Here is a 23,438-nt window from a genome sequence, read left to right as displayed (position 1 = left end):
CGCTACGATGGACCACAGAAAGGCTCTCGGGCAAACTTCGTAACGATTACGGAAGGGTTCTGCACGCAGCCAATTCGTTTCTTTGGCGATTATCCCCGTTAAAGCTAGCAATCAGCTCGTTAAAAACGTGCCTTCACTTTGGGTCATACAAATATCCGATGCCTCGCACAGTTCTGATGATCTCGGGCTTTTCCGGGTTGGATTCAAGTTTTCGGCGAAGACGGGAAATCCTGATATCGATACTGCGATCAAATGGATCCCAGGATCGATCATGGGCCTGTTCAAGCAGCTGGTCGCGGTTCAGAACGCGTCCCTTGTTTTCGGCGAATACCTTGATCAGGTTGTATTCCATAGCGGTCAGCTGAACTTCGGAACCATCAGCGGCCAGAAGTTTGGCCGCGTCTTTATCCAATGTAAAATCGCCAAATGGTGCTCCGTTGATGTCGGGGGCTTCCTTGGTCGCCGTTTCATGTATTGCTTCGCGCCGGAGTATCGCCTTGATCCGAGCTTCAAGTTCCCGAAGGTCAACAGGTTTGCCCAGATAATCATCTGCCCCCATCTCCAATCCGACGATGCGATCGATAACGTCGCCTGCTGCAGTCAACATGATAACCGGTGTTGTGTTCTCAGGGCGCAAGGATCGAAGTATTGAAAGGCCATCTTCCTTTGGCATGTTGATATCCATGACAATGACGTCGACCCCGTTCGCAGACAGTATCTGCCTCAGCTCATCTCCGCCGGATGCTGCCGAAACCTCATATCCACGCTTGCCCAGATATTCCTGAAGCATTTCACGCACATCGACTTCGTCATCGCACACCAGGATATGCGTTCTCTTTTCATCCATCGGTTGCTTCCTTCCCTTCGGCAAGCAAATTGCCCACGAGGGTTCTGAGTTCCAAAGGCGAAACGGGTTTCTCGAGATGAGGCAAGCCGGATTCACCAAGCAATGCTTGCGAAGCCTGCCCCATCGTATCCCCGGTCACATAGGCCGTTCTGTTCAGCATGTGCGGAAATTCGGCAACCAGAGCCTGATAGATCTTTCGTCCATCAACACCCGGCATATTCAAGTCACTCAGGAATACGTCATAGTTTTCTGAGCGAAGATTGCGCAATGCTTCCTCACCGGATGAGACGAAATCGACGTCAAAACCTTCTTTTCTCAGAATCTCTGCGTGCAGCTCACCAACTTCAACTTCATCATCCACCACCAATGCCTTCAAAGACAGTGAAGAAGAAATTGAATCTTTCGGCTCATCTTCCATAAACTCGCTCTGTGCCCCGATAGGCAGCAAGATCCGCATACAGGTGCCAGTACTGTCGCTCTGATCAAGCCGAATCTGACCGCCATGAGACAGTATGATCCTGTGGCAAAACGCGAGACCAATACCGGTGCCTTCTCCAACTTCCTTGGTGGTGAAGAACGGTTCAAAGATTCGGGCGCGAATGGCCTTGGGGATTCCCGGGCCATTGTCCTTTACCGTCAACTCGACCATGCCTGAATCAAACCTCGGCCGCGCTGAAAGCTCGATCAGGTCACCGCGCTCAGATGACCTCATGGCCTGTTCCGCATTAATGATCAGATTGATGATAACTTGGGTGATCTGATCGGCATCCGCGGCAACCGGTGGCAAATCAGCAGGAATTTTCTGCACAACGCGGATTCCATCTGATGGCGTACCATACCCAACGACATCCGCCGCAGTCGCGATCAGCCCGGCAACATCGACATCCTCGATATTGCTGGGTTGCTGGCGCGCCATTGCCAGGAATGTTTTAACGATTTTCGCGCAGCGCTCGGCCGCATTGCTGATCTTCTCGATTCTGGCGGTCAGATCGGGGTCGGTAATTTCGTCCTTGAGCATGAGAGAATGCCCAACAACCACGGAAAGCGGATTGTTTAGCTCATGGGCCACGCCAGCAAGAAGTTCGCCAAGCGCTGACATCTTCTCATTCTGGAAAAGCATCTCGCGTTGCTTTGCGAGCTCTTCTTCAATCGCCAGTTCATCTGTCAGATCTCGTGTGTTCGAGACGATGACTTCTTCGCCGTTGAATTCGATCAGGCGGGAAGAATCTGCAGCCCAAAACTTTCTTCCATTTGCATCAACAAACTCCATCCGCCGATCTTTGAGAGATCCCGCTTCGCGAAGGTCTTTCAGGTATCGCTGACGTTCTGTCGGATCAGCATAGTAAGATTTGGAACTGCGGGCAGGACCAAACAGAGCCTTTATTTCCGGCGTTGCAAACAGGACCTCACCTGTCTCTGCATGCGTCATGTTGATCGCGGCGGGATACGCTTCCATCACCTGCCTGATCAAAGCATCGGCTTCCAGCTGAACCGTAAGATCAATAATACTGGTAACGATTACTTCTTCGCCTTTGTAATCGATCAGCTGCGAAGAAATTGAGGCCGGAAAAATCTTTCCATTGGCATTGCACAAATCGAGCTTGAAGTTTTCGACATGACCATCCGCCAACAGCAAGGTCACAAAATCCGCGCGCTCCTCAGGCTTGGCGTAATGCTCCCGCGCGAACTTGGAGGCGCCAAACATCTGAAGGGCGGCGGGTGTGCGATAAAGGATCTGGCCATCGCCAATGCGCGCCATCGTCACGACTGCAGAACTGGCATCCAGCACCTTCCTGATCAGAAGGTCTCCGTCGCGTTCTTCAGCCTCGGCCTGCTTGCGATCTGTAATATCCTCGCGCGTAACAACAAAGCCGCCAAGATTGGTGGGATGGACCGACACCAGATAAGTTCGACCGTCCGTTTCGGCCAGTTCATAATCCTGAATGAACTCGATCCCGTTGGCCAATCGGTCCGAGACCCACTGTTCTTCATTGCCGATGGCGTCAGCATAAATCCCGCGCCGCGCTGTTTCGCGCATCAGGATTTCCCAGTCTAGTCCGGGCTTTAACAGGTCCGCGACACCCTTGTTCATCTCGGCATAGCGCTGGTTGAACATGAGCAGGCGACGGTCGTCATCATAAAGGGCGAACCCTTCCTTAAGAGACTCGATTGCATCGCGCAGAAGGTCCCTTGCCTTCTCGATTTCCTGAAAATCGTTCGCCATGTCCATCGTCATCCTATTTTTCTACGGTATCATTGTTTCAGCGCCATTTCAAAATCAGCATCTAATGTTTCAATTGTTTCAAACCGGTCGGGGTGGCGCAAATTCCGGCCGTAATTTCCCATGTTTCAGAGACAGATAGCGCGTTGTGTGACCTGCTTCACAGAGCAACAACTGAAACACTTTGCGCTTATTTCGGAAATTTCAATGAAACAATGAACCGTCAGTTATTGCTCATCTCAAACGCAAGTGAGTAAGTACGATGACAATTTCATTTAGGTCTACCGAAGCAAGCAATGCACCGATTGTCGCATTGCATTCCTCCGCATCCAGCAGCGCTCAGTGGAGCCAACTGGAAGCCGATCTTGACGGTCGCTTTGATGTTCATGCCTTTGATCTGCCCGGCTATGGTCGTGCACCTTTGGCGAGCGATCACAGCCAAAAGGGGGCGGCAATTTCGGCGGCCTCCGTAATCAGAGAAATCGAAAAGCTGGGCAGCGCGGTTCATTTGGTCGGTCACTCGAACGGTGGCGGCATCGCAATCAAAATCGCCCTGATGCGCCCTGATCTGGTCAAAAGCCTGACTGTCTATGAACCGGCTGCGTTTCACTTTCTGGCTCATGGGAACAACAAAGGACGTCGCTTGTTCCAACAGATCAAGCTTTTGTCTGGGTTGGTATCTGGCGCTGCTGCCGAGGGTGATGCGGCCGCAGGAATGCAGCATTTCCTTGATTTCTGGAACGGAGACGGTTTTTGGGACAACCTGCCCGACAAGGCCAAAAAGAAATTTGCGGGCCAGATTTCGTCAGTCATGACGGATTTTGCCAACGGGTTTGCCGAGAGCTGGACGTTAAAGGATCTGGCCAATCTCGAGATGCCAGCCCTGGTGATGACCGGTCTGGAATCCCCTGAGATCGCTCAGAATGTCGCCGTGGCCATCGCCAAGACGTTGCCCAATGCACGTATCGCATTGTTGCCCGAGCTTGGACACATGGCGCCAATCTTCCAGCCGGAATGGGTCAATTCAAGAATCTTCGAGCATGTTGCCAATGCCGAGCGGCCGATCGCCGATTTCAGCTGGCCTGATCTCGAAGCTGCATAACTCAAACGCATTCAGAAGATGCGGCTATTTTGAAACCGCTGATCTAGGGTCAGCACAACACCCGGAGGACATCAATCATGGGTATTCAATCAACCATCGAACCCACAGCGGATTACACGGCAATCAAAGCCAAACAGAACGCAGCGTGGGGTGCCGGAGATTACAGCAAGGTCGGGGTCACGCTGCAGATAACCGGTGAAGAGCTTGCCGAAGCTATGGACATGCGCGCCGACTCAACGATCCTTGATGTGGCAGCGGGAAACGGCAACGCAACACTGGCCTTTGCCAGACGCTTTTGCGACGTAACCTCAACCGATTATGTCGAAAGCCTGCTGGAAGCCAGCGGCAAGCGTGCCCAAGCCGAGGGTCTGTTCGTAAACTACAAGGTCGCAGACGCCGAGAACCTGCCCTTTGATGATCAGTCATTCGACGCGGTAGTGTCCACATTCGGGGTAATGTTTACACCTAATCAAAAACAATCCGCTGCCGAACTTCAGCGGGTCGTTAAGGCGGGTGGAAAAATCGGCATGGCCAATTGGACCCCAGAAAGCTTTATCGGGCAACTGTTTAAAACGATTGGCAAGCATGTGCCGCCGCCTGCGGGCGTGAACTCTCCGGCGATGTGGGGAAGCCGGGATTGGATCGATCAGAATTTCGGCACTCGGTGCGCGGTAAAATCGTTTCGGCGCAAGAACTTCATGTTCCGCTACCGGTCAGCCGAGCATTTCATGGAATATTTCCGCACGTTCTACGGCCCGATGCAAAAAGCATTCGAAGCGTTGGATGCCGAAGGTCAGACATCATTGCGCAATGACATGATGGCGCTGATCAAAAGGTTCGACATCTCGACCAACGATTCACTGTGCATTTCTTCCGAGTATGCCGAGATTATCGTCGAACGCCGCTGACATAGTTTTTAGAACCATGACGCCCTTCGGCAAAGCTCCGAATGGCGTCAGAATGCAGCGACGGCAGCAGACTTGAATTGAACTGTGTAGAATTTGTAGTCTTTGACAATGGGAGCGCTTCCCTATTCGTACTATTTTGAAAGGGTTTTGGTATGGCTGAACGCACGCTCTATGAGAAGTACGGGGGATTTTCGCAGGTTAGCAAGATCGTCCTCTCTTTCTACGATACCCTTCTTGATAACGATGACATCGGGCCATTCTTCGACGAGGTCGATATGTCCCGGATGGTTGATCACCAGACTAAATTCATTGCTTCCCTGCTTGGCGGACCAGCGTCTTATACGGACAAACAGCTGAAACAGCTGCACTCACATCTCGATATCAACGACGCTCATTTTGATGAGCTTGAAGTGGTGCTGCGTGCGACCTTGATTGATCACGGTGTGGCCGACGAGGATGTCGAGGCAGTTGTCGCAGAGTTCGCCAAACGCCGCCCATTGATTGTCGGGTGACCCATGAAGATAGAAGCCATTAATGAACAGCTCCTGCGCGCAATCGGCGTCGGGGTCGCGCTACTGGATCGTAAATCATTGCGTTTCAGTTTTCGCAATGACACGTTTGACGACTGGTTCAGCAACGAAGCTGAGCCAAATCAGTTGCAGGAACTTTTTCCTGATCTGGATGCCGATGCCATGCAGACTGCCCTTGCGGATAACGGGCGATACGCATCGGAAATCAGGTTCAAAAAGAAACGCAGGACGCTGATCATCGCACTCGATTTCACTTCCACCAAAGACGACGTCCTGGTTCTGGTCTGTCAGAACATCACGCGGATCAAGGAGTTGGAATCCATGATCGATTCCTATTCGATGATGGTCGAGCGCAATACAAGAGAGATCAAACGCGAAAAAGAGCAGGTGGAGAAACTGCTTCTCAACATCATGCCTCGTTCGGTCTATGAAGAATACAAAACCTTTGGTGTGGTGACGCCACAGCTGTACAATCCTGTCTCTGTTCTGATGCTGGATTTTGTGGGCTTCACGGAAATGGTCGCCTCGCAGGACCCCAGCGTGACCGTCACTGAACTGAACGACATATATAGCGCGTTTGATCGTATCGGTGAGCAATTCGGTTGCGAGCGCATCAAAACGATCGGAGACGCGTATATCACTGTGGCGGGATTGCCTGATCCGACACCGGATCACGCCAAGGCTATCGCCAACACAGCCATCCGATTTGTGCGCTATCTGAACCGGCGCAATCTGAGCCATCCGCATCAATGGCATTGCCGGGTTGGTCTGTCTTCGGGTTCGGTTGTGGGCTCGGTCGTCGGAATTCAGAAGTATGTTTACGACATATTTGGACCTGCCGTGAACCTCGCTTCACGGTTGCAGGAATTCTCCGAGCCGATGGAAATCAGTGTTCAGGGCGAAGTCGCACATGTCCTGAAGGACCAATTCGATCTTGAAAATATTGGGGTCAGAACAATCCGAGGATTTGGTGAACAGGAAGTCTGGCGGCTTTCGGACAGCAGTTGAATGCAGCACCCTTGCCATCTTGGCTAACGGTAGATCAACTGAGTTGCACCTTCACAAAGTAAGAAACGGTATTTCAACGCGCGTTTTGGTCACTCGAACTACATGAAGTTCATCATATCGCAGCGTTGCTTGGCAAGTACGATCAAATGGGAGAACGCATCGTTTACAGTCGGCGTGAGCTTTGAAGTTTGATCGCTACAAATCGCAATAAAAATCGTCACTCCTGTGCGATTTTTCCAACGGATTGGTTTGTCGCAATCAACGTCGATCTATTGATTCCAAAGAATGGTAGTGGCGGCGCAAAAGTCCCACTTCGATGGTCCAGAGCTAGTCAATGTCGCAGAGCCTAGCAGTAAACATAAACACCGTCGCAACGGTTTTCTCTCATCATCTTAGCAGAACCGAAGGTACACTACACCAGGGTGGAGCCGGGATAGACGGAAGAGCAACTGGATGCCCATGTCGAAGAGGTTCGGCATGAAAATGGATTGTCGGATGATACCAAAGTTATTGCGTTTCATTGGAAGTCATCAGAGGATTGAAGCTGGTGGCGTTTTGCGGCGTCGAGAATGGCGCAAATCTACCTGCAGGGTGCGGCTAAAACCATAACCCAAGTACGATCCGCCGCTTCATAAAGCGCGAACTCCTTGGCTTTGCGAGAAAGCAGGTTTGCTCGATGTCCCGGTGATTTCGACCATGCTGCCATCACAGCGTCCAAACCGTTTTGTCCCTTGGCAATGTTTTCAGCCACGAAACACCAGTTGTAGCCTGTTTTGCGCACCCGTTCGCCCACGTCTGACCCGTTAGAGCCGGTATGCGAAAAGAACCCCCTCTTCACCATGTCATCGGCATGCGACTTGGCGGCTTGCTCCAACTTTGGGTTGTAACTTAGTGCTGGAACACCTTGACCGCCGCGAAACGCATTCAGCTCGTTTGTAGCCAATTTGTCGGCCATGAGAGCCGAGGGGAGCAGGAGTGCCATGGATAACAACAGGCGTAGCATCTTATGTTTGCCCGTAACTTTACTCAGTAATTTGAGTACCTGAAATTGACCACGGCATCGTTTTGAATTGCGCAGTGAGCTTTTATGTAGGAGCGGGCATCGGTACTATCGCTGGATCTCGCGACTTCCAAATCAATTAAATCAATCCCGTCTGCATTTGTCGTGTACGAGAGTGTGCGTTGGAAATCCACGGCGTAGTAGCCCTGATTAGTCATTGCGGCATGCGTTCGGTGCATACAAAGCCCGATTGCGTTTTCCTCTGGAGAAAGACTTGGGTGCTTCTGATAATGCGACCCATGATGGTGGTGATGCCGCGCAATGGATGCCCCTAAAACCCCGAGTGCGACACCTGCGATAACGTCTCCAGCATCACTGGCATTCGCGGTTGTTGGCTTTAGACCGGTCGTAGCGAACAAGGCAAAGGTGATCCCCATGCAGAGAGTTCTGTTAAACATTGGGCCGCTTCCTCGAAATTGGCATGGTATGCGTTGTCAGATATCCGTACCTGTAAGGCTAAGCTAGATTGCACGTTTCGGACCAGCTTTTTTGACTAAATTCGTGTCGATGGCTGGTTTGCACAAACAGTTTTATCTTCGTTTCAAAAGGTACGGCGCGCCGAACGCGTACCCCCTCATAGAAATCGCCAATCTCCATCAAGGCACGCCGCTCCTGCTTGGTATCGGTACAGCGTGTTTGAATTGTGTCTGGGATAAGAAAATAAGGGGTCTACGGGAATCCCCCAATTTCGGACAAGGCACTAACAGGGTAGATTGAATTCAACGGAACAACACTACCACTCCGTATACCCCCTCAAGAGAGAGGGGCTGGCTAAGACCCCCTCATCCAGCCCCTCACCACCTTCACTCTCAATCATTTGTGAGACGGTGGGTTCTTCCCCTACTCCCAATTTGGGAGGCCAGCGCAGTATACCACATGTGGCCCGCCATATTCAGCCCACTATAAATGGGGGGTTGGCAGGCCAACTGTCAGAAGCTGACGAATTCTAAGTCATCACTCCGGTTTAGTCGGATGTCGGCTCTGAGCCCAAAGTGGTAGTAGCTATTTCGTTGCAAACACCTGTTGCGCAACTTCGGCATCAGGTTCCAATGATTTTAAGGACTATTCAAAAAAATGGAAATTTGGGCGGTGGGAATCGCTGGGAACTCTGCCCTCAATTTTATGGCCAGCACATGCTCGCGTCTCGCTCAAATACGATATTCTCGACGGGAACCGTCTGATCTGCAATGATGCTCGTACTGCTTATGTTTTGCAGAGGGGGGAATTATGTTTGATTTTTCGTTGAAATTCGCCGCCCTGACAGCAAGCAACACTGCGCTTATTGTTGGTGTGTTGACGGCGAGTTCTCAGGCTCAGGTCCGTGAAGAAAGTCGCGCAATGGTGTTGTTGCGCTCACTACCGACGCTCAGCGCAAGCCACAGCGTGGCTATAGTCGAGTTGGATCCAGAGTCCGAAGATTTTGGCAAAATTATCAGTGAAGTAGAGCAGCCGGAACTCGAGCATCCGCTTCACCATCTTTACTACAGCCCTAACGGACGGCTTTATTCCACTGGCCTAGATCCCAAATGTAGTCTTGCGGAGATCGGATTGGCGCGTGACTCAACCGGCGCGCCCGAAGTGACCGGCATTCAGTGCCTCGACACTGCCGGCCAGATGGTGGGCGAAGACATCATGTGGACCCGGTCAAACGGAACTGAGTACATGTTTGTCACTTTCATGGGCGGCCTTGGCCAAGCCGATGGCGGTACGGTTGGCGTGTTCGACGCGCAGACCAATGAGGTCATCAAGGTGATAGAGGCGCGGAAAAGTGAAGTTGGGGAAAACGCGCCTTACATCCTGTATCCACATGGCATCTCGGCCTTTGACGACAGGATGGTTGTAACTTCCACTGTCCACCCAGATCTCGCCACCGGTGTTGGCAATACGGTAACGATCATCGACCTCAACACGCTCGAACCGGTCCAGACGATTGAGGTGCAAGGTGAGATGCCAGTCGGTTTCCCGTCTTCGCCCGTCGAAGTGTTGTTTGCGCGACCGTCGATCCACGAAGACATCGAACCGGCAGTGCTTGTAAATACCATGTTCGGCTTTGAAACATGGTCAATTCCGTATGACGCCGAAGCTAAAACTTTCGGGCCAGCTGAAGTGGTCTACAGCGGTGTCCAAAACGGAACTGCGGTGCCACTCGAATTCTACGGCAACGACACTGAGTTGTTTATCAGTCACGCGCTTCCGGGCGTGGTGAAACGATATGATCTTTCAAAGCTGCCCAAGCTGGTTTCGTCAGGACCAGACATCGTCGCCGATGCAGGTGCGCACCACATGATCTTTTTCACCACTAAGTCAGGACGTGAGGTGATCGCCATCCAGAACAATCTTCTCAATCTTGGCGACGCGAAAGCAAACGACCCGACAGATGTGGACTTTATCGCCGGACTCAACGCACACACGATAACCGTCCACGACCTTGCCACCGGCGAACGGCTAGCCACGGTGAATTTCCGTGAGCGCTACAAAAAAGGTGTCGACAATGTCGAAGGGCTTTTTGGCGCAGGGTTCGTTCACCACCACTGAAAAGCGCCAAAACATCAAAATGAAACTCGGGATCGCCGGGCTTTGCCTGGCGATCTTTATTGCATTACTGTCTGCGTTTTGGATCTCACGATCTCCTCCTGTGCCGACAGCCATCGCAGATTTCAAAGCACCATTTGTGTTTGGCCGTTTTTCGATCCCGGAAGATAACCCTCTGACAGAAGAAGCTTTTCAGCTTGGCAGGCGGTTGTTTTATGATCCCATGTTATCCGGCGACAACAGCATGTCTTGTGCAACATGCCATCAACAGGAGCGCGCCTTTACGGATGGCCAACCAGTCGCCTTGGGGCATGGCGGAAAGGAGCTTGCCTTCAACAGCATGAGCCTTGCCAATCTTCTTTGGGGACCGCGCCGGTTTTTCTGGGACGGTCGAAGTCCGACGCTGGAACACCAAGCACTGCAGCCATTGATAAATCCGGATGAAATGCAGCAACCGCTGGACGAACTTGTCCGCGAGCTAAAAAGCGCGCCTGAATATCCCGAGATGTTCTGGAAAGCCTACGGCGAGGTGTCGGAAGAGAACGTCGCCCGCGCGCTGGCAACCTTTATGCGAATGTTGATTTCCGCGAATTCCAAATACGATCGATATTTGCGTGGCGAACTGCGTCTTTCGCCGCAAGAAGAGCACGGGCGCAAACTGTTCATGGCGCATCCAGACGTTAAGGTCTCTTTGCGTGGCGGAAACTGCATCGACTGTCACAGTCAGTTCGTGACAGCTGGATTTTCGGATGGCTGGGATGGCTTTATCAACAACGGCCTTGATGCAGAACAGAACCTGGGCCGCGGACTTGAGGCGGTGACCGGTGACATCTTAGACCGGGGAAAGTTCAAGACGCCGACACTTCGAAACATAGCGGTTACAGGGCCTTACATGCACGATGGCCGGTTCGCGACCCTTAGCGAAGTGCTCACGCATTACAATTCCGGCATTCAGTTTAGCGATACACTTAGCCCTTTGATCCTTGAAGCGGATAATACCGTCGTAGATCCCATTGCTGCACACGGCCTCGGCCTCGCGCCCAAAGAAGTCGATGCAATTATCGCGTTTCTCCACACTTTGACGGATGAGGCATTTCTGACGGAGCCAAAGTTTTCAAGCCCATTTGAGGAAGAGACACAATGAAACGCCTAAACAGACTCAGCATCGTCGCCGTTTCCACTTTGGTCCTAGCAGCCATAATAGTTTTTGCCTTTGATTTTCGAACGAAACCCAGGCCGCTGAAACTGATTTTTGTAGCCGAAGCAAATGGCGAGCCGATTGAATTCGATACCTTCGCTTACACCAATCCCGGCGGAACAGAGATGTTCCGCCTTCGTGATTTCCGTGTCTACATCTCCAACATCAAACTGGCTGACGGTGACAAGGTACATGTCGTAGAAAACAGCTACCATTTGTTAAGGTTTGACCGCAGCACGCCGCAATTCAATGTGGTACTACCGAAAGTGCCTTTGCGACAGATATCAAGGATCTCGATGTCCATTGGGATTGATGAAGCCGCAAACGGGTCTATCGAAGTACGTGGCGACCTTGATCCCAATAACCGCATGGCTTGGAACTGGAACATCGGCTACAAATTTGTTCTGGTCGAGGGGGCTATCCAAATGGACGGGGCTGTAATGCCATTGGTCTACCATGTCGGCTTTAACGAAAATCGCCGGGATCTCGACTTTGTGGCGTCAACTTCCGTTGAACGGGATGAAAACAGACCGCTGACATTTTCCGTGGACGTCATGAAACTCTTTTCCGGAGAGGAGGTCATCAACATGACCGAACTACAGACCGTAAAGATGGACAGGTCCGACGCGGCACTCTTGGCAACGAATTACGCCCAGATGATTAATCCCATCTGGGGTGATTAATGGTGAACTTTGAGGAAAACTCACCAACAAGCGTCCGTCGAGTGGCTAGGTGACTCATTTATTCAGAAGTAGCGGGTCCATCCTGTAAAACGACATGCCCTATGATGTCTGCTTTGTCCGCACAACTGCCGTTAGTCTCGTCGCCAACCCTTTAAAAGCTCCCCAACCCGGTATTGTTCAACTTCGCGGTGTGCCATTGCGGTACGATAATAGGTCACCAAATCCTCCCATGACGACACAACATCCCGCCTCATTATCTGTGCCTGCGCATTCTATGACCGAAGGCTTCAACAACGCGCAGATGATAGAAAACCTAGTCGTTAGCCCCATCTACCTTGAGAATTAGGTGCTTTGAGGCTGCAATGACCCCATTCAGGTCACCAAACTCGGCCAGAAGATGCTTTGCTAATGGCTTTACGTCGATCCTTGGGATTGCGTTGAACAACAGCAACTCCAGTAGTTCATACTCCGGCATCGGCTCATGAATGCCGTCAACCTCGGTGCTAAGGGCGCAAAGCCCCACGTATCAGTAGATTATGCCCGCGGCGCAGATAAAGCCGCTGTAGCCCACCCCGACGAAGTCGCGCAGGGCTATGCCAGCGGCAAGATCGACGCCCTACAGAACTGCAGAGACACACCCGGCGCGGTTGCGGCCCACGACGCCAGCAAGACGCCATGCAAGCCGCTCTGGGGCCTGAGGGAGCAAATACGGTTCGCAACCAGATTGCTAACGAACGCACCTTTGCAGACACACAAAGGGCGCTTACAGGAAATTCCACGACTGCGCGCCAGTTGATTGAGCAGGGCATAGTTGGCGGCGCTGGTGGTGATGCAGGATTTGCCGCTACAGGTGACCTGACCGGGGCCGGTGGTGGCGTAGCTGCTGCGCTGATTGCTCGGAAAGGCGGCGCAGCGGCTCTGCGGCATATGTCGGCATGTAAAGAGACCAAGGTTGGCCCTGTCATTGCCGAAATGCTGATGCGGGCGGGTGTGCCTGCCAATCTTCAAGGAGCGGTTCAAAAGGCCCCCGACAAGGTAAAACAGATGATTATCCGCGCCCTGATGACGAACATAACTGGGCCTCAATAAACGCGGAATAAAGGATATAGGCTCCGTATAGCGAGGGGTCTGTTACACCGCCCAAAGAGGCGAGACCAAGAGCGCCTCAGCCAAGCGGAGAAAGCTGTCTATCGGTATCTGTTGCCACACCCCATAACGCCCAGCAAATAGAGGTAAATAGCAACCCAGACGCAGCAATCACGCAATAGAGCTCTAGGATAGTCAGGTCTGCAACAGTCATGCCCCACAACATGGACACCAGCACCCGGCCTGTAAAATCCGTAGGGGGGGAGTTAAGCCGGATTATCCAATGATATCAGCGCCTATTCACGCTTAAAGTGCACACAAATGACTGACCGAGAAAACGCCACAATCTGGATAAGCGTCAACTCTTCTTCCACTCCTAACAAGGTTGGATACCGCATCCTGTTCAATATATTAGCTACACAGCATCGGGGCATCTGCTCAGATAGCTGTAATCAGGGCGTTTGCCGCTCCTAAAAAACCCGCTACTGCCGCTGCACTCGCCAATAGTATGCAGACGACTTCAATCGCACTTAGTTTCATGTTTTGCCCCCAAGCAAGTCTCACATTGGACTTAGGGCAACCGTCGATGACCGAAAAGAACGTCATGATTTACGTGGCGGAAGCCTGCCTTGTTCAAGGCGTCAATCCGCTCAACTATCTATGCATATTACTTATGGTTGAGGGCATGAACGGTACTTGAAGCTTGACCTGTTGCACCACTGCACCGCTTCTATCGCTTGAGCCCTTTCTCTCGCCCACACGCCACCATTTCGCGTCTGAGCGTCACAATCCCTGCAACACTGGTTCTGTGGTGTTCAGCCGCTCGTATTGCTCTACCGCTGACAAGTACTCCGCAAGCTGCTTGCCTTCCTCGGTATCTGGTTCCGATCCCCATAGATACTCAATCTCTCGCAAGGCGGCGCGGTATTCAGTCGGGGTGCGCACAGTGGTCATGGAAACACCTCAAAGCTTTAATCTATACGACGTGCATACCTGTAAGTGCGTGATTCTGATAGGCGGCTGTTTTGGCCTCGATACGGTTCCGCTCAATGTTGTAAGACCCGTCGGACTGGATAGCATACAATTGCGCTACAAAGGATTAACGCACATTAAGCAAAATTAACTTTGGCTTTTTCAAACCATAACGCGACTTCATCTATAACACTTCCCGAGTCCATAAAGTTCATGGAGTGCGGCAATGTTTGACTTTAGTGACGTCACATTTGACATGGAAAATTCATATGTGCTTGAAGCAAGATCACAGGATTATGCAATTAACACCAATGATTTGAGTTCGAACTTGGATGCCAATGATTTGGATCTCGAATTTGAAGAATGGGCAGACTCGTCGGATCATTCACCAAATGCGGAATGGACATCTGATTTTCTCAACGAGTACCAAGACCCGCAAAATTTGCGCGACATGCAAGAACTGATGGAGAGTGGCGTGCTTAGCCCTACGGCTGAAGAACTGAACCAACATAATCAAATATTGCGAGTGCTAATGACGACTTACGGGAACACCATAGTTGACTTGTCGCGAGCGACTGCATTTAGCCTTACTCGCTAGTGCACTGGCCCTGCACCGATTGCGTCCGGTGTGGGGCTTTCAATTGGGTGTCATCTAATCTGGAAGCACCCCGCTCCGGACCGCTTCAAAGAAATTGAGGAAAGGCCTGCCTTCTGGCGGTTATTCGCAATCGTGTTGATATGCTCAACCTGTGGGTGCAATAATAATTCCAGTATAAGCGGAGACGGTTCTTGGGTCAGATTGGAAAGGGCGAGGTTTGGCTCGCGCTCTTGTTTATTGCGATTTTTTCGTTTGCTTTGCTTCACTACGTGCAACCGGTTTGGGTGCAGGACGCCGACGCAAAAGTGGCTAACGCACTTGAGTTGAGCTACGCGGGATCGAGGTTCGACCAATTCGAGGTCTCTGTGGAGCAATGCGAAATCAGAATGTACCGTAAAGATACCAAAGCATATGAAAACGGTTCAACACTACAGGCATTCAGCACATACATAGACCTTCGCCATCACGAAGCGGAAATTGGCGACATCAGCAAATCCGATGGCGATACGTGGTCAATTTTTGTGAACTGGAAGCCGGTTGGCGAGTGGGAAACTCAGACGGAAGAAATTAAGAAAGAGGCTGAAGCACACCTTCAGGCTGCCAGGACGAAGTATGGGCGCGGACAGGCGGCTGCGATTGCGGCCAGCGAAAACCTTTCTCAGTCGTACGACACCAGTGACTTTCATTCACTAGGGACGACTGAGTATTGTCCCGCCGGACTGAGTGTAGGGCCGTTCACAAGAGCCTATAAGCTTGTTGGGCGTGACGCTAAGGAGCTAATGCAATCAATCCAAGCGCTGATGATTGAATGTCGAGCACGCTAATTCCTGGCCGGACAGAACCGTTCAAACGGCACCGTTTAGCAGGTTTAACGGTTTTTGCAGGGGTTGGCGTCGAAACAGGGTTTTCTGCGCAATACGCGCGCCTAGTCTGTTATCGGTTGACGGTGTCAATTGCAGAATCGAGGGTGAGGCGCATTGCAGGCCCCTGTGGCAATGCTATCTACGCACCAGAAAGCGGCCGAATTTATTTAGGAAAAATCAATTGAGTGCTCATAGATGGAAATCGATAGCTACTGTATTCCTGACGTTTTCGGCCTCAACCGCACAGTCATCAGATAGTTGCAGCACGTGGGTGGGAAGCGCGAATAGAGACATGGTGGTCGAGATTTCCGAGACGTTCTTTCTCAATGAGGTTCGCAATCTTGGTGAAGATCACCGAAAAACAATTGAAAACCACTTACGGGAGAATACTCAGCTAATTAATGAACCGATATTCAGGGCACTCTGGGCTTATGTTTATGCTCTCAAAGGTGATTATCTGAGTGTTGTTGCACAAGCTGAAGCAGCCGAGCGCTTGGCTCTTAGAAGGCAGGACTGCTATTTATTGGAAATCATTGACATGTCACAAGCGCTGAGAATTGCGTCCATCAGAGCGCATGGAATTTCCGAACAGCGTGACGAAGTGCTCTTTGACGGGTTCACTACGGTGTTGCCAGATTCCAGAGGGAACAGATTGGTCGATCGCGCAGTTGTTGTTTGCGAAGCACTGGCGGCAATCATTTATGCGGAAACCGGGCGTCAGCTTGACGTAGGCGAAGACTGCCAAATCAAGAGCGTTACCCAGTTACAGTGAAAGCCCTCTTTGGCGTTTATGTTGCTTAGCACAGGAAGTTTGTTTTTCCTTCTCAAGGGTATCGTTAAGCTCGGTCAAATCGAGGTAAGAAAAGGGGCGCACCCACCACAAGCGCGCCCCACCAAATGAATTACCAAATCCTAGCGTTCTCAAATACACCAACGCTTACTAGTTAATGCAGGCAGTGTGTCCGATTCTGAGTGGGCGGTCAGTGATGCGGGTTACACAGGTTAGATATTAAGTGGACCTCAGAGTCTTCGACCAAAGTTTGTTAGTTGCAGGCTGATTGCCCTGCATACATACCAACGCCTGCACCCGCTGCGGTCGCCAGAGTCTTGCCTGTTCCGCCACCGAACCGGTTTCCAACTACTCCCCCAAGGGCAGCACCACCTAAGATACCTGCCGCACAGCGTGCGTCATGCTGTACTTGGGCTTGAGTTGGCGTCGTCGGTGCTCCACATGCGGCCACGAGCAGTGAAATCCCAAGTACACAGGTTAACAGTGCTTTGTTCATCTCGATTGCCTCTCAATTTACCGAATTAGCTGTCTGAGTAGGTGGCTCTTGGTCGTCTATAGTACAAGGCATCAGCGTCTGTGCGATTTAATGTTAACCAAATTTTAATAAAGGGAACTCTGGGTCCAGCCCCTAGCCCGCAACCCAATCTCCTTGAGTTTTCTAAGTCTCAGTTCGCTAGTCTTCCGAAGCGCAGGCCGCCGTTACCCACCAATGGCTCATTCTTGCATTACGGGTTTGGCGTCAGTAGCAACTCGCTACAATTTCGCGAGCGACTTGAGTGTCTTCTCCAAATGAAGTGTACAATTCCAGATATGGGCTGACAGCCCTATTGTCCGATACATAAGCTCGGAAATCGGGCAAGTCGGGATGTTCATTTATTGAGCCTTGCAGAGCCTCAAATTGCGCCTGAGAAACAGCGTTTGCCGGGTCGGCTTCGAGCCATTGAGACATATCGTCGTCGCGCCAATCGAGCACCCAAAAGTCATTGGGTGAAGCTAAGCGGCTTGGATCATGTTCCCAAAGCCAGACTATTCGAGAAAGCCGCATTGCGAAGTTTGTTTTCGTAGCTTCCGCTCCTAGTTGGACAAGCTCGCCAAACTCGGGACGCTCGGTGGATACCAATTCGGCAAAGTCGTCCTGAAACTTGAACTTAAGCTCCAGCTCGTCTCTCAACGCTGGCTCTATGCAAGTCCAATCAGGTGAAGCCACCGTTGTGCTTGGCAGCAAAAAGGCACAAAGCATTGCAGTTCGGGTGAGGGCGCTTGATAGCTTCATTCCGAACCTTTCTTTGAAAGCACTTCCCCGATCCTGAACGCGGCTTGGCTGAAGCGGCAAGGGTATTGAGACCAGAAGGGCGTATCGCGTTTTCAATCTGGAAAGGGAAAGGATCAGATGGTGCATTCGGTTGGTTGTTCGATGCGGTTGGACGACTGGGCGACCCCTCTGTAACACTACCTTTTGGACCAGATGCTCATATGCTTGCCAACCGTTCTTCTGCTGAACCTATGGTCACCAATGCGGGATTTGCAGAGGTTCAGTTGTTCGATGTGCCGTCTGAATTGTATGTACAGCAACCTGAAGATTTGTTTGATGCATTTGACCAAGGTGCCGTTCGCGCGGCATCACTGTTGGGATCGCAGCCAGCTATGAAGCGAGATTCAATTCGCTCTGATTTGGCAGAACGTACTCGCACTCTAGGCACCATGCACAATGGCGGTTTTCTTGTTCCGGCTCCGTCTGTCATCATTTCAGCCGTTCGCCGCTGATTTTTTCAAACCTTTGGTGATTACGCACGCTCTCCGAACGGCAGCTTTGTCCGCGATCTAGACCTTTGACAGCGAATCGATCTGCGCCTGCAGCGAATGAAGGCTTTGCGGGCTGCAGCCACGGCAATTTGAATACTCAGAGAAGGTCCGGATTGGACCGATACCAGTCCAAGCCTTCCAAATTTGGCAAATACCGTTTCGCATCCGAGGTCAGGAACGAGCCCAAAGCGGCCCTGAGAAATGACGCAACTCATCTCCCGCGGTGAATGTAGGTAACACGCTTTAGGTTGGATCGGGGTAGATGCCTGCCGTTCGGCTATCAGCCCACGATCTCGTAACCCATCTAGGCCTCTATGCTTGGATCGGATCACCTGGCAACCCTATATCCTCTCTGATGGGGTCAGGCAGATGAAGGTTTTGTGCCAGGATATCCGCTTTTTCTGACAGCGTTTCCGCGCGTTCTGCAGCAGTTTCCGCTTTGGAGTGCATTCGCGACTTTCTGAGTATCCACGCCTTCACCAACCAGAAGTGTCGACAGTAGGGACGCATTTCAGTCGCGTCCGAAATTGCTTCAAGCGCGAGTTGCTGATCACCTGCCATCATGTGTGCAATCGAAAGGGGATAAAGCCGGTATGGCAGAAACGGATCTTCGGTGGAACGATCCACAGCCTCTACCAAACTCTTCCGAGCAGCTTCCCAGTTGCCGGCAATAAATTCGGTATAACCGCTCGCCTCCATGCCCAAAACATAGCTGGGATTCAGCCGGAAAATTCTATCGATGTCCTTCCTTGCACCATTCAGATCACCCGCGAGGCGCGCGCGCACCTGGGCCCGCGTGTACCAGCAATAATCGGAACGAGGCGCAGTCTGAACGGCTTTATTCGCAGACTCGATGATCCGCGTGCGTAAATCAGGATCAGCCTCGCGATAGCATGCCTCCAAGGGGTACAGTTTGGCTTCGCACCACATCGCAAGCCCGGACCCATTCTCGGGATCAAGTCGAAGCGCTCGCTCCAGCAATTTACCCGCATGATTATAGCCCTCGACGGTGGCACGGTAAAACAGCATTGCCGCTCGGGATCTCAACTCACTTGGGCTCAATTGATCGTCTGGAATATCATTAAGTCGGTCACCGTCAAACGCATTGATCTGCAGACGTAAATCGTCTGACAGCTGTTCTGCAGCCCGGTCGCTTAATTCAAACAAATCCTCTGAATCTCCGTTTAAGAAGCGCGACCAGGTTACCTGTCCATCTCCCAACCGGGTAAGGCTGGCCGAGATCCTTGCTTCGGTTTCTCGGCAACGCAATCGGCATCTCAGGCTATACGTTGCATTAGTCTCAGACATTGAATCTGTTGCGATTACACGCACACCAGTGCGGCGCGAAAGACTGTAAACCAGTTGCTCCTGCAGATCAGCGCAAACCTCGAGCGTTTCTCTTGTTTCGGGGGCACTTGTGACCGGCTCCACTGCAATAGAAGGCAATTCTGTGTGTTCTTTCTCTCGCTGCGTTGCGGGCCGCCATTGAAACCCATTCACAGGATTAGCAAGATTCTTTAAGTCGTACGTACCCGCATCGCTGAAACCCGCTGAAAGCTTTTCGTCCAACTGCCGCTTGAGGTCTTCGGAGATCATCACACCACCGGGTGGCGCTTCAGTCTGCAGGCGCGCAGTGATGTTGATGCCGGTACCATAAATGTCGGTCTCGTCTTGAATGATCTCCCCGAGATGAGCGGCCATCCTCAGCCTGATTTTTTCATGGTCGACCAACGCAATTTGCACAAATTGAGCGGTTTCGATTGCCGCTGATATCGACGGAAAGGCAATTATCCATCCATCGCCCATACGCTTCAGTATCTCGCCGCCTCTTCGGACGGCCTCAGGTTCTAGAAGTTTATCACGAAGTTCGCGGACCAACTCGATCGCGAGCGACTGATCCGCCTCCATTGCGGACGTATAGCCGACCAGGTCAGCCATCAAGATCACGGCAAGGCGAGCTCTCATAAAACGACGTTAAGACAACGTTAAGGCATTGTCATCTTTTGAAAGCGGGCGATGCGACCTCGGGGCATCAACAAAGCAATGCAGTGACTGGCGGCATTGTACCAAACTGGCCCTTGGCGCAGATCGCGCCGAAGGTGCCAGGAGAGCCCCAAAGGCGACTTTCACAGCGATGACCACGTCTCACAAACAGTCTATCTAACTGCCGGATTCGGTGAATAATGCCCAATCTGCTATCCTTGGTTCAAACAAAGGGGAGAAACTAGATGGCGAACGCGTTTTCATATGCTTGTCGGGATTGTGAAGGGATGGCGGCCTGTCCCGCAAGCGTGGTCGCCGAGACCAAGGATGAAGTTTGGAAACTTATGGAACTCCATGCGCAAGTTGCTCATAACGAAAATCCTGCTGATTGGGATGGTGAAACACGGGCCTATCTGGCGACCTTGATTAAACCCGTGAACGTCTGAAACGTGCTCTGGCACAGACGACTGGAGGTCGACATGGCGCGCACATTTGCTCAAATGGAAGAAGAGGGAATTTCGGCTGCTGAAGGCATCTCCGCTGCCGAAGCACTCGCAACATTGGAGAATGACCAAAAAGTACTCTTGGTCGATGTAAGGGACACCGCGGAAATGGACGCCACCGGTGTGAACCCAAATGTCGTAGCTGTGCCCGGCCGCGCTCCTAGCTATCGTGGCGCTGCCGCAGCAAACGTCCTGACCTCAATGGGGTTCCAACATGTTCGCTTCGTCGATGGGGGCATGGCAACTTTGATCAATGCTAGGGCCACCACTCAACGACTTTGACGGTGCTATCTCGTCTTACCAGCCCATCATTTGAAAGGGCTTGGTTACCGCTCCGAGCCCTTACGGACGCGCAAAATAGATGGTGCTACGATACGCCCGATTTAGGCAGACAAGTATCCAGGCATCGCCGTTGTTGGAGGATGCATACATGATAATGCGGATTTTCAGGTGCTTGTGAGACCAGGTAAGGAGAAAGAGTTCAGCAAATTCTTTCACGAAACTGCCATTCCATTGATGAAACGGACAAAGGGCGTCGTCCAAGTCTTGCCGGGCGCCGCAAGATCAGGTTCCCCGAGAGAGTTCAGCATTGTGATGATTTGGGACAGTCTGGAGTCTCTAAAGGCGTTTGTAGGGGAGGACTATGAAAGCCCCCACATCGATCCGGCAGAAGCTGAACTGGTCGAAGCTCGGTCAATCAAACACTACGACCTGGTGGAGTTGTAAAGCAGACCACCTGCTATCGGCCTCGCGCCCTGGCGGATGTTGCTGTGCGCGTGGGTCAGCACTTTCTGAACGACCAACCAGATAGAGCCTGTCATAGATATGGCGTCCTTTGGGGGCGCACTGTGAGTTCCGTGACGCAGGCGTTGTTGGACAGCATTACAGCAGTCGAGATTAGCGTTGAAATTTCTTCAAGCTGAATCATTTTGGAGCGGTCTTTGCCTGCGTCGGACACGTCTGGAGTGTTGACAAACCCCGGGTGCACAAGGGTGACCCGAACACCGTCTTCGCGGACATTTTCGAACAGAGCCTTGGCAAAACCAGCCTGCGCATGCCGCAGGGCACAATGAATGGCGTGATTTTTCCAGCTCAGCCAGGATGTAGGCCCGCAGATATAGACAAATGCTCCCTCTGTTTCACGGATCGCAGGCAAGACATGCGCGGTCAGTCTGATGGTTGACCGCAGCACTTGGTCGATGGATGTGTCCCAATCTAAAAAGCGGTCAATCGAAACAGCGCCGTAGGTGAACTTGGCGGCGCAGTGAACCATCGCGTCCAACCGCTCGCTTTGCAGCGCCCAGTCTGCGAGAGCGGCCACAGAAGTCATGTCGCCCATTTCTGCGGCAAACCATTCGCCCGTGCCACCTGCGGCCTCAACCATGGCAATTGTTTCTTGCAGCGCTTGCTCGCGGCGTCCATGCGCGAGTATGTTCCACCCTTTCGAAGCCAGGTCGATGGCCGTTGCCCGGCCTATTCCACTTGAGGCACCCGTAATCAGAGCTGTTTCAGCCATGAGCATTCCCCGATTTGCTTATGGAAGATTACCACAAACCGCCACCCCACTTAAGAAAGGCCAAACCTGACCTTTTAGTCAAAGCAGCTAAACTGGAAGGCGCGCGTGGATTTCAATTGGGGCAATCAAACCACGTTCGATATTCCTGACCATATGTTGCACCTTAAGCGCGGTGTCATCGCCCATTATAAGATGAAGACCCAAAGGTGGAGGGCCATCTGAACGGCTTTGTGCAGTTGCCAGATCTGCAAAGAACTGTTTGGCGAATGCAGTGCGGTCGATCCGCTCACTCACCTCGAAACCGACAGATTTCAAAGCAGCTTCATATGTCTCCGGAGAAGTCAGTGCGCTTTGATCTGCAGATGACGCCCAGGGTGCGGGATAGTCCATTTGCCCCTCTCCGACTTGCATAACATCGTAAATCGCAAAAATTCCGCCTGGCCTGAGCACTCGCTTCGCCTCACGGGCGATGCCGACTTTGTCCGCGATGTTCATGCCGACATGGATCATGTAAGCGGCGTCCATGGAGTCAGTGTCCAGCGGCAATTCCAACACGCTGCCTTCGATGAGTTGAACTCGGTGTAACAAGCCCGTCCATTCTGTAAGAGCGCGACCGGTTTCCACAAACTCGGCGGTTAAATCGACACCGGTCACATACGCCCCGGTGGCCGCCGCCACATAGCGTGCCGGACCCCCGAGCCCACAGCCAAAATCGACAACCCGGCTTTCAGGTGAAAGGCCGAGAGCTTTCACAAAAGGTTCGGTCGCGAGACGCCCGCCAATGTGAAACTCGTCAACCGGCGCCAAAGCGTCGTGGGAAATTGGCGGGGTCAGGCCCAGTGCTGCGCAACCATCGGAAATCCGTTTGAGCAAGTGACCGGAATGGTAATGGTGCGCGACTTCGTTGGGATTGGTCATATTGAAGCTTCCCTAATCGATGCCGTCAGGATACACAGGGTGAGCCAGAATGTCAGCTTCGTCCGCTCTTCGGACCTGCGTCTGTCTTCCATCTTCGCCCGTGCAGCGAATGTCTCCTTTGACGGGCCGCATCGCGGCGACGGTGATCAAGGCCGAACGGCTGCATTGGGCCGTTGTCACACATCCCAACAAACTGACTTATCGGCAGCTTTGTCCACGTAGCAGTCGTTCACGCCTAGTGCAGCGAAGGTTTGCTCTGAGCCCAAATCGACGGATGCTGCGCTGGGGTTAAATGTCCGCTTTCAGCGAGCTAAATC

The 23,438-nt window shown here is 52.1% G+C and carries 26 protein-coding genes; 15 read left to right on the top strand and 11 right to left on the bottom strand.

Features of this window, described 5'->3' with window-relative positions; genetic code table 11:
* Positions 1-133 precede the first annotated feature (133 nt).
* Both AC2FI7_RS15500 and AC2FI7_RS15495 read right to left on the bottom strand, forming a co-directional pair.
* Entirely contained in the window at positions 134-847 is a 714-nt protein-coding gene (locus tag AC2FI7_RS15500) for a response regulator (RefSeq protein WP_010438283.1), read from the bottom strand.
* Positions 840-3,071 (bottom strand): ATP-binding protein, encoded by a 2,232-nt coding sequence (locus AC2FI7_RS15495; protein ID WP_238528759.1) that lies wholly within the window; start codon positions 3,069-3,071, stop codon positions 840-842. The genes AC2FI7_RS15500 and AC2FI7_RS15495 overlap by 8 nt, the downstream gene beginning before the upstream one ends.
* A gap of 259 nt (positions 3,072-3,330) precedes the next feature.
* On the opposite strand from AC2FI7_RS15495, the gene AC2FI7_RS15490 reads away from it, so the two are divergent.
* The 4 genes from AC2FI7_RS15490 to AC2FI7_RS15475 all read left to right on the top strand — a co-directional run bounded on the left by AC2FI7_RS15490 (position 3,331) and on the right by AC2FI7_RS15475 (position 6,616).
* Positions 3,331-4,170, top strand: a complete 840-nt coding sequence (locus tag AC2FI7_RS15490) for an alpha/beta fold hydrolase (protein ID WP_010438279.1) — start codon at positions 3,331-3,333, stop codon at positions 4,168-4,170.
* 77 nt (positions 4,171-4,247) lie between these two features.
* On the top strand, positions 4,248-5,078 hold the full coding sequence (locus AC2FI7_RS15485) for a class I SAM-dependent methyltransferase (protein WP_010438278.1): 831 nt from the start codon (positions 4,248-4,250) through the stop codon (positions 5,076-5,078).
* 152 nt (positions 5,079-5,230) lie between these two features.
* A complete protein-coding gene (locus AC2FI7_RS15480; protein WP_010438274.1) occupies positions 5,231-5,590 on the top strand; it encodes a group I truncated hemoglobin in 360 nt (119 codons plus the stop codon).
* A gap of 3 nt (positions 5,591-5,593) precedes the next feature.
* Positions 5,594-6,616 carry an adenylate/guanylate cyclase domain-containing protein gene (locus AC2FI7_RS15475; protein WP_010438270.1) on the top strand — a complete coding sequence of 341 codons (1,023 nt, stop codon included), beginning with the start codon at positions 5,594-5,596 and terminating at the stop codon, positions 6,614-6,616.
* Between the two features lie 580 nt (positions 6,617-7,196).
* On the opposite strand, the gene AC2FI7_RS15470 is transcribed toward AC2FI7_RS15475, so the two are convergent.
* Together AC2FI7_RS15470 and AC2FI7_RS15465 are read right to left on the bottom strand one after the other, a co-directional pair.
* Positions 7,197-7,571 (bottom strand): CAP domain-containing protein, encoded by a 375-nt coding sequence (locus AC2FI7_RS15470; protein WP_238528758.1) that lies wholly within the window; start codon positions 7,569-7,571, stop codon positions 7,197-7,199.
* A gap of 71 nt (positions 7,572-7,642) precedes the next feature.
* The gene (locus tag AC2FI7_RS15465) at positions 7,643-8,074 is read right to left on the bottom strand and encodes a hypothetical protein (protein WP_010438266.1); all 432 of its coding nucleotides are present in this window, start codon (positions 8,072-8,074) and stop codon (positions 7,643-7,645) included.
* A gap of 829 nt (positions 8,075-8,903) precedes the next feature.
* Between AC2FI7_RS15465 and AC2FI7_RS15460 the strand changes: the two genes are divergently transcribed.
* Genes AC2FI7_RS15460 through AC2FI7_RS15450 form a run of 3 tightly spaced genes read left to right on the top strand, consistent with a single transcriptional unit; the run spans position 8,904 to position 12,089 of the window.
* A complete protein-coding gene (locus AC2FI7_RS15460; protein WP_010438263.1) occupies positions 8,904-10,211 on the top strand; it encodes a hypothetical protein in 1,308 nt (435 codons plus the stop codon).
* The gene (locus AC2FI7_RS15455; protein ID WP_010438260.1) at positions 10,168-11,352 is read left to right on the top strand and encodes a cytochrome-c peroxidase; all 1,185 of its coding nucleotides are present in this window, start codon (positions 10,168-10,170) and stop codon (positions 11,350-11,352) included. Before AC2FI7_RS15460 ends, AC2FI7_RS15455 begins: the two co-directional genes overlap by 44 nt.
* Positions 11,349-12,089 (top strand): MbnP family protein, encoded by a 741-nt coding sequence (locus AC2FI7_RS15450; protein ID WP_496815731.1) that lies wholly within the window; start codon positions 11,349-11,351, stop codon positions 12,087-12,089. The genes AC2FI7_RS15455 and AC2FI7_RS15450 overlap by 4 nt, the downstream gene beginning before the upstream one ends.
* A gap of 313 nt (positions 12,090-12,402) precedes the next feature.
* On the opposite strand, the gene AC2FI7_RS15445 is transcribed toward AC2FI7_RS15450, so the two are convergent.
* Positions 12,403-12,564: a hypothetical protein gene (locus tag AC2FI7_RS15445; protein ID WP_496815730.1), complete on the bottom strand. Its 162-nt coding sequence runs from the start codon at positions 12,562-12,564 to the stop codon at positions 12,403-12,405.
* A 200-nt stretch (positions 12,565-12,764) separates the two neighbouring features.
* On the opposite strand from AC2FI7_RS15445, the gene AC2FI7_RS15440 reads away from it, so the two are divergent.
* The gene (locus tag AC2FI7_RS15440) at positions 12,765-13,178 is read left to right on the top strand and encodes a hypothetical protein (RefSeq protein WP_010438250.1); all 414 of its coding nucleotides are present in this window, start codon (positions 12,765-12,767) and stop codon (positions 13,176-13,178) included.
* Positions 13,179-13,958: 780 nt separating this feature from the next.
* Here the strand turns inward: AC2FI7_RS15440 and AC2FI7_RS15435 are convergent.
* On the bottom strand, positions 13,959-14,129 hold the full coding sequence (locus AC2FI7_RS15435) for a hypothetical protein (protein WP_010438245.1): 171 nt from the start codon (positions 14,127-14,129) through the stop codon (positions 13,959-13,961).
* A gap of 244 nt (positions 14,130-14,373) precedes the next feature.
* Between AC2FI7_RS15435 and AC2FI7_RS15430 the strand changes: the two genes are divergently transcribed.
* From AC2FI7_RS15430 to AC2FI7_RS15420, 3 genes are all read left to right on the top strand, one after another.
* On the top strand, positions 14,374-14,745 hold the full coding sequence (locus AC2FI7_RS15430) for a hypothetical protein (RefSeq protein ID WP_010438242.1): 372 nt from the start codon (positions 14,374-14,376) through the stop codon (positions 14,743-14,745).
* Positions 14,746-14,936: 191 nt separating this feature from the next.
* Positions 14,937-15,569, top strand: a complete 633-nt coding sequence (locus AC2FI7_RS15425; protein ID WP_496815728.1) for a hypothetical protein — start codon at positions 14,937-14,939, stop codon at positions 15,567-15,569.
* A 331-nt stretch (positions 15,570-15,900) separates the two neighbouring features.
* On the top strand, positions 15,901-16,380 hold the full coding sequence (locus AC2FI7_RS15420) for a hypothetical protein (protein WP_010438234.1): 480 nt from the start codon (positions 15,901-15,903) through the stop codon (positions 16,378-16,380).
* A 271-nt stretch (positions 16,381-16,651) separates the two neighbouring features.
* Here AC2FI7_RS15420 and AC2FI7_RS15415 read toward each other — a convergent pair whose 3' ends face one another.
* Positions 16,652-16,894: a glycine zipper 2TM domain-containing protein gene (locus tag AC2FI7_RS15415; RefSeq protein ID WP_010438231.1), complete on the bottom strand. Its 243-nt coding sequence runs from the start codon at positions 16,892-16,894 to the stop codon at positions 16,652-16,654.
* Positions 16,895-17,137: 243 nt separating this feature from the next.
* Positions 17,138-17,569: a hypothetical protein gene (locus AC2FI7_RS15410; RefSeq protein ID WP_139056591.1), complete on the bottom strand. Its 432-nt coding sequence runs from the start codon at positions 17,567-17,569 to the stop codon at positions 17,138-17,140.
* A 146-nt stretch (positions 17,570-17,715) separates the two neighbouring features.
* On the opposite strand from AC2FI7_RS15410, the gene AC2FI7_RS15405 reads away from it, so the two are divergent.
* Positions 17,716-18,162, top strand: coding sequence for a hypothetical protein (locus tag AC2FI7_RS15405; RefSeq protein WP_496815727.1), 447 nt, complete (start codon positions 17,716-17,718; stop codon positions 18,160-18,162).
* Between the two features lie 351 nt (positions 18,163-18,513).
* Here AC2FI7_RS15405 and AC2FI7_RS15400 read toward each other — a convergent pair whose 3' ends face one another.
* Entirely contained in the window at positions 18,514-20,166 is a 1,653-nt protein-coding gene (locus AC2FI7_RS15400; protein ID WP_120981277.1) for a hypothetical protein, read from the bottom strand.
* Positions 20,167-20,429: 263 nt separating this feature from the next.
* Between AC2FI7_RS15400 and AC2FI7_RS15395 the strand changes: the two genes are divergently transcribed.
* From AC2FI7_RS15395 to AC2FI7_RS15385, 3 genes are all read left to right on the top strand, one after another.
* Positions 20,430-20,630, top strand: a complete 201-nt coding sequence (locus AC2FI7_RS15395) for a DUF1059 domain-containing protein (RefSeq protein ID WP_010438221.1) — start codon at positions 20,430-20,432, stop codon at positions 20,628-20,630.
* Between the two features lie 33 nt (positions 20,631-20,663).
* The gene (locus AC2FI7_RS15390) at positions 20,664-20,969 is read left to right on the top strand and encodes a rhodanese-like domain-containing protein (protein WP_010438219.1); all 306 of its coding nucleotides are present in this window, start codon (positions 20,664-20,666) and stop codon (positions 20,967-20,969) included.
* 234 nt (positions 20,970-21,203) lie between these two features.
* Positions 21,204-21,413: a hypothetical protein gene (locus AC2FI7_RS15385; protein ID WP_375154076.1), complete on the top strand. Its 210-nt coding sequence runs from the start codon at positions 21,204-21,206 to the stop codon at positions 21,411-21,413.
* A 91-nt stretch (positions 21,414-21,504) separates the two neighbouring features.
* On the opposite strand, the gene AC2FI7_RS15380 is transcribed toward AC2FI7_RS15385, so the two are convergent.
* On the bottom strand, positions 21,505-22,203 hold the full coding sequence (locus AC2FI7_RS15380; protein ID WP_496815725.1) for an SDR family NAD(P)-dependent oxidoreductase: 699 nt from the start codon (positions 22,201-22,203) through the stop codon (positions 21,505-21,507).
* 87 nt (positions 22,204-22,290) lie between these two features.
* Complete coding sequence (locus tag AC2FI7_RS15375; protein WP_010438210.1) at positions 22,291-23,121, bottom strand: class I SAM-dependent methyltransferase; 831 nt, start codon at positions 23,119-23,121, stop codon at positions 22,291-22,293.
* Positions 23,122-23,438: the final 317 nt, after the last annotated feature.

It is taken from the genome of Ruegeria sp. YTSA064 (genome assembly GCF_059610325.1).
The sequence above is the reverse complement of the archived record's forward strand: the minus strand, read 5'-3'. Positions and strand labels throughout refer to the sequence as shown.